The sequence below is a fragment of the Mycobacterium sp. 20KCMC460 genome (assembly GCF_022179425.1).
In the GTDB taxonomy this organism is placed as follows: domain Bacteria; phylum Actinomycetota; class Actinomycetes; order Mycobacteriales; family Mycobacteriaceae; genus Mycobacterium; species Mycobacterium kiyosense.
Window position 1 is genome coordinate 1 of the sequence record NZ_AP025524.1, and the last position, 13,544, is coordinate 13,544.

Below are 13,544 nucleotides of genomic sequence, written 5' to 3' on the forward strand. Positions count from 1 at the left end.
GGTGATGTCCCAGGAGCGGTGTAAAAGGGGCGTCACGTAGGCTCCCTGTTTTGCGTTGGTGATTTTATGCGATCGCTGACGAATTGGATGCCGCCACGGCGAGCATGTCTTGGTCTTACTTCAGATCGCCTCAATGCTCACTGACGCCGGTTTCGGATTGCCGGTCGAATCCGTTGCAGCAGTTGGAAGTCCCGTCGGTGGCAAGTCGACCGTTGTGTCCGACAGACCGTGCATCCGATCACCCCGGCGCGATGGAAAGGAATCACCGGAATCATCGAGGTTTTAACCCTGTGCTGCTGATGGCTCGTGAATAGATACTCGATCGGACCGCCCACTCCTCGAACGGGAGGACATCTTTGACCACGACCGTGCCCCAAGGCCGTCAACTGCACCTCGCTGGGTTTTTCTCGGCTGGCAACGTGACCCACGCCCACGGTGCGTGGCGTCACGTGGGCGCTACGAATGGCTTTCTCAGCGGTGAGTATTACAAGCGGATCGCTCGGACGTTGGAACGCGGGAAGTTCGATTTGTTGTTTTTGCCGGACGGTTTGGCGATCGAAGACAGTTACGGTCGGGATCTTCAGACCGGCGTCGGCCTGGGCGGTCAAGGCGCGATCGCCCTGGAACCGACCAGCTGTTGTTGCAACAATGGCCGCGGCGACCGACAGATTGGGTTTGGGCGCGACGGTTTCCACGACGTACTACCCGCCCTACCACGTCGCGCGGATCTTCGCGACGCTGGACCATCTGTCGGATGGCCGGGTGTCCTGGAATGTGGTGACGTCGCTTAACGACTCGGAGGCGCGCAATTTCGGGGTCGACAAGCACCTAGAACACGATATCCGCTACGACCGTGCCGACGAGTTCCTTGAGGTCGTGAAGAAGCTGTGGAACTCCTGGGGCGACGATGCTCTGCTGTTGGACAAGGCGGGCGGGCGGTTTGCCGACCCGAAAAAGGTCCAATACGTTGGGCACCAGGGCAAATGGTTGTCGGTTCGCGGCCCGTTGCAGGTCCCCAGGTCACCGCAGGGCGAGCCGGTTATCCTGCAGGCGGGATTGTCACCGCGCGGTCGGCGCTTCGCCGGGCGGTGGGCCGAAGCGGTGTTTAGTATCTCGCCGAATCTGGACATCATGCGTGCGACCTATCAGGACCTCAAGGCGAATGTGGCCGCCGCTGGCCGCGATCCGGACCAGACGAAGGTTTTCACGGCGATCATGCCGGTCCTCGGAGAGACTGCGGCCATCGCCCGAGACCGGCTGGAATACATCAACTCGCTGGTGCATCCTGAGGTCGGTCTGTCGACCCTGTCGAGTCATAGCGGGATTGATCTCTCGGCGTATCCGTTGGACACCAAGTACGCCGATATCGTGGCCGACCTTGGTGACCGGCATGTGCCGACCATGTTGCAGATGTTTTCCGCGACCGCTGGCGGCAGCGACTTGTCGCTCGGGGAACTGGGACGGCGATACGGGACCAACGTCGGGTTCGTGCCGCAGTGGGCGGGAACAGCCGAGCACATCGCCGAGCAACTCGTCAGCCATTTCGAGGCTGGTGCCGCAGACGGGTTCATCATCTCTGCGGCCTATCTGCCCGGCGTCTACGACGAGTTCGTTGATCAGGTGGTGCCGTTGCTGCAGGAGCGCGGAGTGTTCCGCACCGAGTACGAGGGAACTACCTTGCGCGAGCATCTCGGGTTGAGCCGCCCCACCGGTAGGAGCGTGCAATGACCACGACTCCGGTCGAGCGTGATGTCCTGGCCTACAGTAACTGCCCGGTTCCCAATGCGCTGCTGACCGCCTTGGAAGCGGGTTTGTTGGCGCAGGAGGGTATCGCCCTGGAAGGTGTTGAGCGGCGCCCAGGGCGCTTTACACTTCACCTACGACCATCCCGCCTACACCAGGTTCGGTGGGGAGATCCGCCGTTAGTCAGCGAGGGGCTGCGGGCACCGGGGCGTACCCGCCTGCTGGGCGTCACCCGCTTCGCCGGGCCTCAGGGCTTTTACGTGTGCGCGGACAGTCCGGTGCGGTCGCCCGCCGAGTTGGCGGGCCGCCGGGTCGGGGTCTCGGCGGCGGCGATTCGCATCTTGCGCCGCGAGCTGGGTGACTATCGCCAGCTCGACCCGTGGCGGCAGACATTGATCGCCCTGGGCACCTGGGAGGCTCGGGGCCTGCTGTCCACGCTGGAGCGCGGCGGTGTGAAACTGGGCGATGTCGACCTGGTCGCCATCGAGACTCCCGGCGTGGATCTGCCCGCGGACCGGTTGAGCGCCGCCACCAGCGTCAAGGGCGCCGATCTGTTCCCCGCGGTGGCCCACCACCAAGCCGGCGTCCTAGACGCTGGCACAGTCGACGCGCTGTTCAGCTGGTTGCCGTGGGCTGCCGAACTGGAAGATCTCTACGGCGCTCGTGTACTGGCCGACCTCAGCGGCGACCAACGCAACCTATACGCCAGCGTCTGGACGGTCAGCGCGCAGCTGGTCGAGACCCACCCCGATCTGGTGCAGCGGCTCGTCGACGCCGCGGTGCGCGCTGGCCAGTGGTCCCGTCACCACCACGACGAGGTGGTGACAATCCATGCCGCCAACCTCGGCGTGGCGCCCGCGGCGATCGACCGAGGATTCGGCCCCGACTTCGCTGAGCACCTAGTGCCACGCCTGGACGAATCCGCCATCAACCTGCTGGACCAGACACAGCGGTTCCTCCTCGACAACGACCTGATCGATCACCCGGTCGATCTTGAGCAATGGGCCGCACCGGAGTTCTTAGCCGCAAGCCTGAACCGATCGACACCAGGAAACGGATCATGACACTGACGACCAACACCGCGAAGCCCCGGCCAGCCGACCTCGCCGACCCCGTTGCCGTAGCGCGTGATCTGGCCCGGACATGGCAGGACGGCCTCATCGAGCGCGACCGTGCCGGCGGATCGGCCACCACCGAACGCGAGGACCTGCGCGCCAGCGGCCTACTGTCGCTGGCAGTTCCGCAACGGTTCGGGGGATGGGGTGCTGACTGGCCCACCATCTTCGAGGTGATCCGCGAGATCGCCAAAGTAGACGGCTCCTTGGGTCATCTGTTCGGGTACCACACCGTGTGCATCGCGTTCATCGAGCTCTTGGGGTCGAGCGAACAGACGGAGCACGTCTACCGCCAGGTGGCGCAACACAACTGGTGGGCCGGCAACGCATCCAGCGAGAACAACAGCCACGTGCTGGACTGGAAGGTCCGTGCCACACCCCACGAAGACGGAAGCTACCGATTTGAAGGCACCAAGCACTTCACCAGCGGCGCCACGGATTCAGACCTGCTGCTCGTCTTTGGAGTAGTTCAAGACGCGTCAGCGCAGCAGGGATCGATCATCACCGCGGTGATCCCGACCGACCGAGCCGGCGTCACAGTCAACGACGACTGGGACGCCCTGGGCATGCGTCGCACCGACAGTGGCACCGTGGAGTTTCACGACGTGGAGGTGCGCGCTGACGAGGTTCTCGGGGGCCCCAACGCCATCATCAATGACTTCTTCCAGTTCCAGCCCGCCAGCCTGTTCGGGCCACTGGTCCAGCTGAGCTTCGCCAACGTCTACCTTGGGATCGCGCAGGGGGCGCTCGACGCCGCGCGCGACTACACCCGAACCCAAGCCCGCCCGTGGACACCAGCCGGTGTCACCCAGGCGGTCGAGGATCCCTACGTCGTGCGCGCCTACGGCGAAATGGGCATTGCCTACCAAGGCGCGGACGCCGCCGCGCGAGACGCCGCGCGACTGTTGCAAACCGTCTGGGACAAAGGCCGACAACTGACCGCCGAGGATCGCGGTGAGCTCATGGTCCGCGTGTCCGGCGTTAAGGCGTTGACCTCACAGGTCGCCCTCGACATCACCAGCCGCATCTTCGAGGTCATCGGAGCCCGCGGCACACACCCCCGGTACGGATTCGACCGATTCTGGAGAAACATCCGCACCCATACCCTGCACGACCCGGTCTCCTACAAGATCGCCGAAGTCGGCAACTACATACTCAACGGCCGCTACCCGGTGCCCGGCTTCACGTCATAGCCACGTTCGGGTGGGGAGAAGGCTCGCTCCCCACCTGAAACGAATAGTCGGCCTGTGACAATCGATTCTATGCGGTGGCAGCTGAATCGGTTGGCGCCACGCCGGTTTCGGCGTGAACTCCGAATTCCGTTGCGGGAGTTCGGAAAGTGGGTCATGCAGCGACCTGCGCAGGTTGGCCAGCAGCCGCAGCCCGGCCGGTGTCATGGTGAACCCTCGCCACCCGGCCGAGGCGCGATCGAGCACCGCCCACACCAGCTTCAGACAGGAAACCTCGCCGGGCAGCCGACCGATGACCTTGACCCGGCGGCGGGTCTCACCGAACGTCCGCTCGATGAAATTGGAGTGCCGCACCCGGGTCCAGTGCTCACGCGGGAACCGCAGGTAGGCCGTCAGCGAGTCACGGTCGCTGAGCAGACACCGCACCGCTGCCGGATAGGAGTCGCGCCAACGCCTTTCGAACACGTCGAGCCGCTTCTGCACATACCCGACCGCGTCGGGGCCGGGCTCGATCGTGTCGGGCACCTCGAAGATCGACCAGTAGTCGGCCTTGACCTCCGCTTGGGCGTTCTTGGGCACCTTGGCCAACACGTTTCTGGCGCGATGCACCAGACACCGCTGCCGCAGCGCCGCGCCCATGGTGCGCTCGACCGCGCCGATCAACCCGGCCGCACCGTCGCTGACCACCAGCAGCGGACACGCCAACCCACGCTCACCGAGCCCGGTCAAAAACCCCTCCCACGCGTCACCGGACTCGCTTGAAGCGGCCTCCAGCCCGACGAACACCGGGTTGCCGTCGGTGTCGATACCCCACGCGGCCAGCACCGGGTCGGCCGACGCGTTGGCGTGGTATTTGAAGTGGCTGCCGTCGAGGAACAGGTAATCCAGCTCGATGTCGTCGAGCCGGCGAGCGCTCCAGGCCTCGAACTGGTCGCGGATGTCTTCGCAGATGCGCGACACCGTCGATTTCGACACCGCGGCGGTCTCGCCGAGCGCCTCGGTCAAGGTGGCCTGCACATCGCGTGTCGACAGTCCGCGCACGAACCCGGCGATCACCAGCGACTCCAGCGCGTTGGTCTTCGGTCACCCCCTTACCGAACAACTGGGAGGCGAAGCGCTCGGCGGTGCCGCGCACCTTCGGCCGCTCCAGCGTCACCGGCCGGCGGTGGTTTTCACCGTGGTCGGGCAGTACCCGTTGCGCATCCCGGCGCGGGCGCCCGCACTGCCTGCGGCCCGCTCATAGCGGTCCCGGCCCGAAAACGCGGTCACCTCGGCCTCGATCGCGGCCTGCAACAGCAACCGGGCGCCGAGCACCGCGACCTGCTCGATCGCACCCGCCAGGTCCTCGCCGCCGGCGAACACCTCATCAATTTCTGCCTGCAACCGCTGCGCAGGCGATATCCTCTTCGACACGGACGTGGGTTCCTTCCTTCAGACTTGCTGGTCTTCGAGGGAACCTACGTCCGAACCCTTTTACACCGCTGGAGGGACACAACCTGCCCAGCGGGTCGATCCCTACAAGAACTTCAAGTTCCGGGTCAAGTGGGACGGCGCCTACGTCGCAGGGATCTCGAAGGTCAGCTCGCTGAAGCGGACCACCGAAGTGGTCAAGCACCGCGTGGGCGCCGACCCGAGCACGACCCACAAATCGCCCGGCCGAACCGAATACGAGGCGATCACGCTCGAGCGCGGGGTGACTCACGATCCGGCCTTCGAACTGTGGGCCAACAAGGTGTGGGACTACCAAAACGCACAGGCACTAGACGCCAACCAGGAGGTGTCGCTCGCGGACTTCCGCAAAGACCTGATCATCGACGTGTTCAACGAGGCCGGCCAGAAGGTGATCTCCTACCACGTGTACCGCTGCTGGGTGTCGGAGTACCAGGCGCTGCCGGATCTCGATGCGAACGCCAACGCCGTAGCGATACAGCACCTCAAGCTCGAGAACGAGGGCTGGGATCGAGACCCGGCCGTGGTCGAGCCGAGAGAGCCTTCGTTCGCCGGTTGATGAAGCGAGCTGACGGGGGAACGCGATGGAGACGAGTGCCGCACGCCTGCTCCAAGCATGGGAAGTGGGGGCCGCCGTTGCGCCGTTGGACCGGGCGCCATCGCTGCTGAGAACTCTCGACGCGCTGCCCGCGAGCGTGCCGGTCGATGAGCTGACGGTCGGTCAATGCGACGCCAGGCTCTTCGAGCTGCGCCGGACGGTTTTCGGAGAGACCCTGGATGCCGTCACGACCTGTCCGGCCTGCCAGACCGAGGTCGAATTGAACCTGCCGCTCGGCGAGCTGCAGCCGACCGGCAAGCATTCCGCCACGTCGACGACGGTGCACGCGGACGGGTACACGCTGCGCTGCCGGATTCCCAGGAATGCCGACCTACGCGCGCTCGATCTTCTCCACGGCCGGGCGACGCCCCGCGACCTGCTGGACCGGTGCCTGCTCGAGGCGGCCTCGCCCGCGGGCGACCCGGTCGCCGCACATCAACTGCCGGACGCAACCGTGGCTACCGTCGTCGAGGCGTTGGCCGACAGTGACCCCGGCGCCTGCATCGCCCTTCGGGTGTCCTGCACGTGCGGTAACCAATGGCTCGACGAGCTCGACATCCGCAGCGTGCTCTGGAACGACCTCACGGAATGGGTTGGACGAATGCTCTCCGAGGTGCATCGGCTGGCCCAGGCCTACGGCTGGTCGGAGACCGAGATCTTGGCTATGAGCGGGTGGCGCCGACGGTGGTACCTGGAGGCGCTGGGATGGTGATGCCCTACATCTCGCGGCTGCGCCCGACGACGGGCTTGCGACCCCGGCCGCGGTCGCGGTTCGAACCGCCGCCCGCGCTGCCCATCGACGGGCCTGCGTCGAACGGCCACGCTCTGCTCGGGCCGCCGGCACCGGACATCGAGCCGGTCACTCCGGAGACCGAGTTCGAGCCGGAACAGTGGTCCCCCGCCGAAAGTGATCCGGCGGCAGCCGAACCGGTCGCCGAACCCATGGTTGCCCCCACGAACCCGGCCGTTGAGGGTTCAGCGCTTGTCCGACCCCCGGCCCACGAACCCGATCCGAACCATCACCTGGTGGCACCCTCCGCGAAAACCCTGGAACCGCCACCGCGCCGGCCCGCCGCCGCGCCGGGTGCCAGCGCGGCCGAACCCGTCGCGGTCGCGAACCAACCGGTCAGGGCGCCCGTCGCAGCGGTGCGTCCGCCCGCCACGGCGCCGCCGCACGCCAACGCGGCCGCGCCACCAGATGCCAAGCCTGCGCAGGTTACCGAACCCGCGCCGTCCAACGGATCGCCACCGCCTATCGAACCGCCGCGGCAGTCCCGGCCCGCCGAGGCCCACCGTCCCGCGCCGACACCCCAGCCGTACCCCGGACCACCGGAAGCGGCGCCGACCGAAACAGGGCCAGAGGGGCCGTCCGACAACGTCCCCGCGCTCGCCAGGTGGCAAGGCGATCTCCGCGTCGACCTGGCGACCACCGAACCGCCGCAGCACCAGCGACCGGTGCACGCATCGTTGCCGGCGCCGCCACCGGCAGTGCCGCCGTCCGGTCACCACCCCGCCCACACCGACGTTTCGGTGACGATCGGCCGGATCGAGGTCCGGGCCCCGGCCGCCGACGCCGCACCGACGCCTCGCCAACCAGCCGGGCCGCGACGCCGTCCGCCCACCCTCGACGACTACCTCGCTTCGAGAACCAGGGCGAGAGGTCGCGCGCGATGAGCAACCATGCCGCGATCGCGGCAGTCACGGCGACCCTGACGAACATGCTCCAGTCGGCGGTTTCGGCAGACGAAGCGGTGAGCAGCGGAAAGGTGACCGCCCGGCCGCCTGACCGGGCGCGTCAGGGCGCAGCGGTCAATCAGGTCAACCTGTTTCTCTACCGGACTTCGATCGACGCCGCATGGCGAAACCAGGACCCGCCCGGCATCCGACCCGGTGAAGTGGGGCAGCCGCCGCTGCCGCTGGTGCTTTCCTATCTGATCACCGCCTACGGCGAAAACGACGACGAGATACTGGCCCACCGGCTGCTGGGCATCGCGATGGGCGTGCTGAACGACTGGCCGCTGCTGTCACGATCGCAGATCGCCAGCGCGCTGCCAGCTCCCGGATCGGGTCTGGAGAACCAGGTCGAGCGAATCCGGATCACCCCCGATCCCCGGCCCCAGGACGAGATCTCGCGCATGTGGGTGACATTCGGGACGGGCTACCGGCTCTCCGTCAGCTACGACGCCGCCGTCGTCCTCATCGACAGCACCCGCTCGCCCGTCGCAGCACCGCCCGTGCTCACGCGGGGACGGCAAGACACCGGCCCGGTAGCCGCCGGCTCCCCCTTTCCCCAGCTTCAACTCGCGGTGCCCCCGAACGGCCAGCCGGCGGCCCAGCCCGGCGACGTGCTGACTCTGACCGGCAGTTACCTCGACGCGGTCACCGCGATAGAACTGAGCCATCCGCTGGTCGATCAACCGGTCGCTTTGACGCCGCTGAGCGTCACCCCGGCTGCGGTAACAGTTCAGCTCCCCGATCCGCCGACCCTGCCGGCTGGGATGGCGACGGTCATGGCAACCTTCGACGCCCTGATGGACCAGACACTGTCCCCCGGCGCCGGACCGGTGACGGTTGCCAGCAACGCCGCACCCGTCGCGTTGGCACCCAAGCTGGTCAGTGCCACAGAACCACAGCTCAAGCTGACCAAAGCCGGTACCGGAAGCTTGACCGTGAGCTGCGTTCCCGCTGTGCAGCCGCATCAGAGCGTCGCCCTGATCGTAGGTAGTCAACTGGTGACGCCGGCGCCGATCCAGACGGCCACCGAACAGCTCACGTTCAACCTGCAGGGCTTCTCGGCCGGCACCTACCTGCTCCGCTTGCGGGTCGACTCGGTGGACAGCATCCCCCTGACCGCTCCCGCGGCAGCCGCGAACGGCAACCAGCCGGCGCCCATGCAATTCGATCCCAACCAACAGCTGGTGCTGACATGACCGCGGCGACCGGAGCTCGCGAAACAACGAACGAACCGGCCGACTGGGAAACGACGAACAATGCCTATCTGACCGCGGGACTGGCGTGGACCCGGGACCAGCTCAGCGGCGCTGCCTCGGATGCCGAGGCGTCACCGTGGTGGGAAATCGGCAGCGAGGCGGAGCCTCCGCCGGCGCTCGAGCTGCTGGGAGATCGGCTCGGGTTATCCCGATTCGAACGCCTCGTCCTGATACTCGCCGCCGCCATGGAACTGGACCCGAACACCCCCGCGCGCTGTGCCGACGCGAGCGGAAATCCGCACACCACCTACCCGACGATGGCGTTGGCACTGACAATGCTGCCCGGCGCCACCTGGGATGTCGTGTCGCCGCAACGGCCGCTGCGGTATTGGCGGCTCATCGAATTCGACGAACCCCGCGCCGATGCATTAACCGCCACCCGGTTCCGCATCGACGAGCGCATCGTCAGCTTCATCAAGGGGCTGAACGTGATGGACGAACGGCTCGCGGCGATCGTCTCCCCGGTGCCGATGGAGCTGACGCCGTCCCTGCCGCCGACGCACGAGCGGGCGGTCGCAGACATCATCGTGGCGCTGACCGAGGAGGGCGACGAGCAGCCGCCTGCCGTCCAGTTGGTCGGAGTGGACGCTTCGGTGCGCCGATACCTGGCCGGCACGGCGGCGCAGCGCCTGGGCCGCGATCTGTATGAGATCACGGCCGAACGGGTGCCGACGCACCCGCAGGAACTGTCCGACCTGATCCGGCTGTGGGAACGCGAGACACTCCTGCTGCCGGTGCTGATGTATGCCGACACGGCGGAGGTCTCCCGCGAAAGCTCGATTGGAATCGACGCGCTGTTCGAACGGGTGCGCAGCCACGTCTTGCTCGGCACCCGCGAACCCCGGCCGCTGCGATCACGCCGCCTGCGCGTAATCGACACGCCCCGACCAACCCCGGCCGAACAGCAGGCGTTGTGGCAGGAACTGCTGCCCGACGACACCGAAACGCCGCAGCGGCTGGCCGCCGAGTTCGACCTGAGTCAGCTGGCCATCACCGACGTTGTGCGCCAGTGCGGCCAAAATGGGAGGGGTGCGGCGGGCCTCTGGTCGGCCTGCCGCGCGCAAACCCGGCCGCGATTGGACACACTGGCGCGTCGCGTCGAACCGTCGGCGGGGTGGGATGACCTCGTGCTCCCCGACGCCGAACTCGCCCTGCTGCGACACATCGCCGACCAGGTGCGGGGCCGGGCAACGGTGTTGAGCTCCTGGGGCTTCGGCGAACGGATCACTCGCGGAAGCGCCGTGACAGCGCTGTTCGCCGGCGGCTCGGGCACCGGTAAGACCCTGGCTGCCGAGGTGATCGCCCACGAGCTCGAACTCGACATGTATCGCGTCGACCTCGCGGGAGTGGTGAGCAAGTACATCGGCGAAACCGAGCAAAACCTGCGGCGCGTCTTCGACGCCGCAGAAGAAGGCGGGTCGCTGCTGATGTTCGACGAAGCAGACGCGTTGTTCGGCAAGCGCAGCGAGGTCAAGGACAGCCACGACCGCTACGCCAATATCGAGGTCAGCTACCTGCTGGCGCGGATGGAGGACTACCGCGGGATCGCGATCCTGGCGACCAACCTGCGCCACGCCCTCGACGACGCGTTTCTGCGGCGGCTGCGATTCATCGTCGACTTCCCCTTTCCCTCACCGACCGAGCGGGCCCGCTTGTGGGCGCAGGCGTTTCCCGCCCAGGCACCGGTCGACGAGTTGGACCTCGAGCGCCTCGCCAGGCTCGCCGCCAGCGGCGGAATGATCCGCAACATCGCGATCAACGCAGCGTTCTGCGCGGCAGGACAGGGGACGAGGGTCGGCATGGAACTGGTGCTCGAGATGGCCCGGATCGAGTTCCGCAAACTCGAAAGGCATGTCAACGACGCCGATTTCAGGATCGAGGGAGCACCGGCATGAGGACCGATGTCCGGATCGATCACCTGGTGCTGGACGGGGTCGAATTGTCCCATCGGCAGCGCGACGCCCTCGGGCCGGCGATCGCGCGCGAATTGCGCAGGCTGGCCGACCGGCCAGTAGTTGGCCCGGCGGATCAGGGCGCCGCGGATCGCGGGCGGGACTCGACCGTCATCGAGATCGCACGTCAGGTCGCCGGCAGCGTTCACCGGGCCGTCAGCGCGGTGCGACCGCCGGCGGCAGTGACGCGTTCGGACATTCGCAGGGGACGCCGATGACCACTACCGGCTTCCCGGGGACACCCAAGACGCTGCGCGGCGGCCTGGTGCGAATCGACCCGAACGCGCGGACCCTGCTCGACGTGGTCGTCTTCCAATACAACCCGGACACGCTCACCCGGACGCTTCAGCCACGGGCGATCGGCGGCGAGCCCGGAGATCGACTCGAGGTGCTCCGATTCATCGGTCCCCCGCACGAGACCATCAAATTCGACGCCGAGATCGATGCGACCGACCAGCTGGAGAATCCGGCTGACAGCGCAAACCAGCCGGTCGTCACCTACGGGTTGCTGCCGGCGCTGGCGGTGCTCGAGCGGCTGGTGACACCCAGCGTCGCCGAACTCCTGGCGACCGACGCCCTGTTCGACAGCGGCACGCTCGAGGTCTCGCCGATGGAGGCGCCGCTGGTGCTGCTCGTCTGGGGAGTCAAACGAGTCGTGCCCGTGTTGGTGAGCAACCTGTCGTTCACCGAAGAAGCCTTCGACACCAAGCTGAGGCCCATCCGGGTCAAGGCCAGCATCGAATGCAAGGTCCTGACCAGCAGCGATCTTCCGCTGCAGCACGTCGGCGGAAACCTCTATATCGCCTACCGGCAGGCGGTGGAACAGCTGGCCGCGATGGTGACCAGCTCCGACGTTCGCCCCCTCGGATTGGAACACCTGCCATGAGCGTCAGCCGTTACGCGAATGTTGGGCAGGCGGTGTGGACCGCGCCCGACGGCTCTGAAGTCCCTTACCTACTGCGGCGGCTGCTGCCCGCGCTGGGATCCCTGCCGGCAGGCGGCGAGCACCGGGTCCGCCCCGGCGAACGGATCGATACGATCGCGAACTCCGCGCTCGGGGACGCGACCCTGTCGTGGCTCCTCGGCGACGCCAACCTCGCCACTCGCCCCACCTTGCTCGCAACCCCGGGCCGGCTCCTGGCGATACCGCCGCGGGGCGGCGCGCAAGGAGCCTCAGGTGCCCAGTGAGCTGACGCTGAGTCTCATGGTGGGCATGGGACTGGATCCCGCGCCCCGCGCGGTGATGGAGGCGCTTACCGACGTCAGCGTGTCCGTCGGCGCCGGCGGGTCCACTCCCAGCGGTTTCGATCTCAAGTTCGCCACCAGCAAGCTCTCGCCGATCACCACCCAGCTGCTGCCGACCGGCTATTTCGACCCGCCCACCCGCATTGTCATCGCGGCGACCCTGTCGGGGTCGACGACCGTTCTGATGGACGGCGTCATCACCCAGCAGGACGTGGTGCCCAGCGACGAAGCGGGCAAATCGGTGCTCTCACTCAAGGGCGAGGACCTGACCCGGATGATGGACGTGATCGACTTCAGTTCGATGATCGCCTACCCGGCGATGCCGGCCGAGGCGCGAGTCGCGCTCATCTTGGCCAAGTACCTGCCCGTCTACGGAATCGTTCCGCTTGTCCTGCCCAGCGTGCTGATCAACGTTCCGCTGCCCAACGAGACCGTCCCCCAGCAAAGCGGAACGGATCTGCAGTACATCAACACGCTGGCAGAGCAGGTGGGCTACACGTTCTATCTGCAGCCGGGTCCGGCGCCCGGGATGAGCATGGCCTACTGGGGACCCAAATTGCAGATGGCGATACCGTTCCTGGCCACGCCGCCGCCACTGGCGATCGACTGGGACGGACGCAGCAACGTCGAATCCCTGCAGTTCTCGTTCGACGGCTTCAAGAAGACGCGTTTCTTCGTGTGGGTTCAACTCCCCGACGTCCCGGTCCCCCTGCCGATTCCGGTCCCGGATGTGACGCCGCTCAGCCCTCCACTCGGGCAGAAGGATCCGCTCCCGCTAAAGGTGACACCGCTCAGCGGGCTATCGGGCTACAACCCGATTCAGGCGGCAGCCATCGCACTGGCGAAGACGGCCGACTCGGCCAACGTGGTCACTGGGCAAGGGACCCTCGACGTGTTGCGGTACGGGTCGATCCTGCCGGCACGGACGGTGGTTCAGGTGCAGGGGGCCGGAATCACCTTCGACGGAGAGTATTTCGTCTCCACCGTCACTCACACGATCAAGCCGGGCTCCTACAAGCAGAACTTCACCATGCAGCGCAACCGGCTGGTCGGCGGGAATTCCGCTGATCCGGCGAGTTATGGCCTCGGCCAACAACTCCCGGCATTTTCCAGTTCGGCGGCAACGGCCACGCCCGCGTTGCCTAGCCCAGGCCCGGCCCTGCCGGTTCCGGCGCCCGCCGGGCCGGCCGTTCCCGTGAACACCGGTGCTAGCACCGCGTCGTCCCTGCCGGCCTCACCGGCCGGCTGATCGATCGGAGAGC

The 13,544-nt window shown here is 66.8% G+C and carries 13 protein-coding genes and 1 pseudogene; 12 read left to right on the forward strand and 2 right to left on the reverse strand.

Annotation, left to right across the window (positions count from 1 at the left end; genetic code table 11):
• The first annotated feature begins 368 nt into the window (after positions 1 to 368).
• The 3 genes and pseudogenes from MKCMC460_RS00005 to dszC all read left to right on the forward strand — a co-directional run bounded on the left by MKCMC460_RS00005 (position 369) and on the right by dszC (position 4,051).
• Positions 369 to 1,728: pseudogene (locus tag MKCMC460_RS00005) on the forward strand (LLM class flavin-dependent oxidoreductase).
• Positions 1,725 to 2,807 carry a 2'-hydroxybiphenyl-2-sulfinate desulfinase gene (locus MKCMC460_RS00010; RefSeq protein WP_305071298.1) on the forward strand — a complete coding sequence of 361 codons (1,083 nt, stop codon included), beginning with the start codon at positions 1,725 to 1,727 and terminating at the stop codon, positions 2,805 to 2,807. The pseudogene MKCMC460_RS00005 and the gene MKCMC460_RS00010 overlap by 4 nt, the downstream one beginning before the upstream one ends.
• Positions 2,804 to 4,051: a dibenzothiophene monooxygenase gene (gene dszC, locus MKCMC460_RS00015; protein WP_015388811.1), complete on the forward strand. Its 1,248-nt coding sequence runs from the start codon at positions 2,804 to 2,806 to the stop codon at positions 4,049 to 4,051. The genes MKCMC460_RS00010 and dszC overlap by 4 nt, the downstream gene beginning before the upstream one ends.
• On the opposite strand, the gene MKCMC460_RS00020 is transcribed toward dszC, so the two are convergent.
• Together MKCMC460_RS00020 and MKCMC460_RS00025 are read right to left on the reverse strand one after the other, a co-directional pair.
• A complete protein-coding gene (locus MKCMC460_RS00020) occupies positions 4,046 to 5,116 on the reverse strand; it encodes an IS256 family transposase (RefSeq protein WP_255735954.1) in 1,071 nt (356 codons plus the stop codon). The genes dszC and MKCMC460_RS00020 overlap by 6 nt on opposite strands.
• Before the next feature lie 84 nt (positions 5,117 to 5,200).
• A complete protein-coding gene (locus tag MKCMC460_RS00025; RefSeq protein WP_238305146.1) occupies positions 5,201 to 5,461 on the reverse strand; it encodes a hypothetical protein in 261 nt (86 codons plus the stop codon).
• 4 nt (positions 5,462 to 5,465) lie between these two features.
• Here MKCMC460_RS00025 and MKCMC460_RS00030 point away from each other — a divergent pair, with 4 nt between their 5' ends.
• From MKCMC460_RS00030 to MKCMC460_RS00070, 9 genes are read left to right on the forward strand one after another with little or no spacing between them, the layout of a single operon-like run.
• Complete coding sequence (locus tag MKCMC460_RS00030; protein WP_236978770.1) at positions 5,466 to 6,056, forward strand: phage tail protein; 591 nt, start codon at positions 5,466 to 5,468, stop codon at positions 6,054 to 6,056.
• A gap of 25 nt (positions 6,057 to 6,081) precedes the next feature.
• Complete coding sequence (locus MKCMC460_RS00035; protein ID WP_236978771.1) at positions 6,082 to 6,807, forward strand: hypothetical protein; 726 nt, start codon at positions 6,082 to 6,084, stop codon at positions 6,805 to 6,807.
• Positions 6,801 to 7,769, forward strand: coding sequence for a hypothetical protein (locus tag MKCMC460_RS00040; protein WP_236978772.1), 969 nt, complete (start codon positions 6,801 to 6,803; stop codon positions 7,767 to 7,769). Before MKCMC460_RS00035 ends, MKCMC460_RS00040 begins: the two co-directional genes overlap by 7 nt.
• A complete protein-coding gene (locus MKCMC460_RS00045) occupies positions 7,766 to 9,025 on the forward strand; it encodes a DUF4255 domain-containing protein (RefSeq protein ID WP_236978773.1) in 1,260 nt (419 codons plus the stop codon). The genes MKCMC460_RS00040 and MKCMC460_RS00045 overlap by 4 nt, the downstream gene beginning before the upstream one ends.
• Positions 9,022 to 10,980: an ATP-binding protein gene (locus MKCMC460_RS00050; protein WP_238305147.1), complete on the forward strand. Its 1,959-nt coding sequence runs from the start codon at positions 9,022 to 9,024 to the stop codon at positions 10,978 to 10,980. The genes MKCMC460_RS00045 and MKCMC460_RS00050 overlap by 4 nt, the downstream gene beginning before the upstream one ends.
• Complete coding sequence (locus MKCMC460_RS00055) at positions 10,977 to 11,255, forward strand: hypothetical protein (RefSeq protein ID WP_236978778.1); 279 nt, start codon at positions 10,977 to 10,979, stop codon at positions 11,253 to 11,255. The genes MKCMC460_RS00050 and MKCMC460_RS00055 overlap by 4 nt, the downstream gene beginning before the upstream one ends.
• Positions 11,252 to 11,923: a hypothetical protein gene (locus MKCMC460_RS00060; protein ID WP_236978779.1), complete on the forward strand. Its 672-nt coding sequence runs from the start codon at positions 11,252 to 11,254 to the stop codon at positions 11,921 to 11,923. Before MKCMC460_RS00055 ends, MKCMC460_RS00060 begins: the two co-directional genes overlap by 4 nt.
• A complete protein-coding gene (locus tag MKCMC460_RS00065) occupies positions 11,920 to 12,225 on the forward strand; it encodes a hypothetical protein (protein ID WP_236978781.1) in 306 nt (101 codons plus the stop codon). Before MKCMC460_RS00060 ends, MKCMC460_RS00065 begins: the two co-directional genes overlap by 4 nt.
• Entirely contained in the window at positions 12,215 to 13,531 is a 1,317-nt protein-coding gene (locus MKCMC460_RS00070) for a hypothetical protein (protein WP_236978782.1), read from the forward strand. The genes MKCMC460_RS00065 and MKCMC460_RS00070 overlap by 11 nt, the downstream gene beginning before the upstream one ends.
• The last annotated feature ends 13 nt before the right edge of the window (positions 13,532 to 13,544 follow it).

What these genes read in the sequence shown, in the direction of transcription:
- MKCMC460_RS00040 (WP_236978772.1), top strand. Translation starts at nt 6,801, where the DNA reads ATGGTGATGCCCTACATCTCGCGGCTGCGCCCGACGACGGGCTTGCGA.
- MKCMC460_RS00065 (WP_236978781.1), top strand. Translation starts at nt 11,920, where the DNA reads ATGAGCGTCAGCCGTTACGCGAATGTTGGGCAGGCGGTGTGGACCGCG.
- MKCMC460_RS00035 (WP_236978771.1), top strand. Translation starts at nt 6,082, where the DNA reads ATGGAGACGAGTGCCGCACGCCTGCTCCAAGCATGGGAAGTGGGGGCC.
- MKCMC460_RS00050 (WP_238305147.1), top strand. Translation starts at nt 9,022, where the DNA reads ATGACCGCGGCGACCGGAGCTCGCGAAACAACGAACGAACCGGCCGAC.
- MKCMC460_RS00055 (WP_236978778.1), top strand. Translation starts at nt 10,977, where the DNA reads ATGAGGACCGATGTCCGGATCGATCACCTGGTGCTGGACGGGGTCGAA.
- dszC (WP_015388811.1), top strand. Translation starts at nt 2,804, where the DNA reads ATGACACTGACGACCAACACCGCGAAGCCCCGGCCAGCCGACCTCGCC.
- MKCMC460_RS00010 (WP_305071298.1), top strand. Translation starts at nt 1,725, where the DNA reads ATGACCACGACTCCGGTCGAGCGTGATGTCCTGGCCTACAGTAACTGC.
- MKCMC460_RS00060 (WP_236978779.1), top strand. Translation starts at nt 11,252, where the DNA reads ATGACCACTACCGGCTTCCCGGGGACACCCAAGACGCTGCGCGGCGGC.
- MKCMC460_RS00045 (WP_236978773.1), top strand. Translation starts at nt 7,766, where the DNA reads ATGAGCAACCATGCCGCGATCGCGGCAGTCACGGCGACCCTGACGAAC.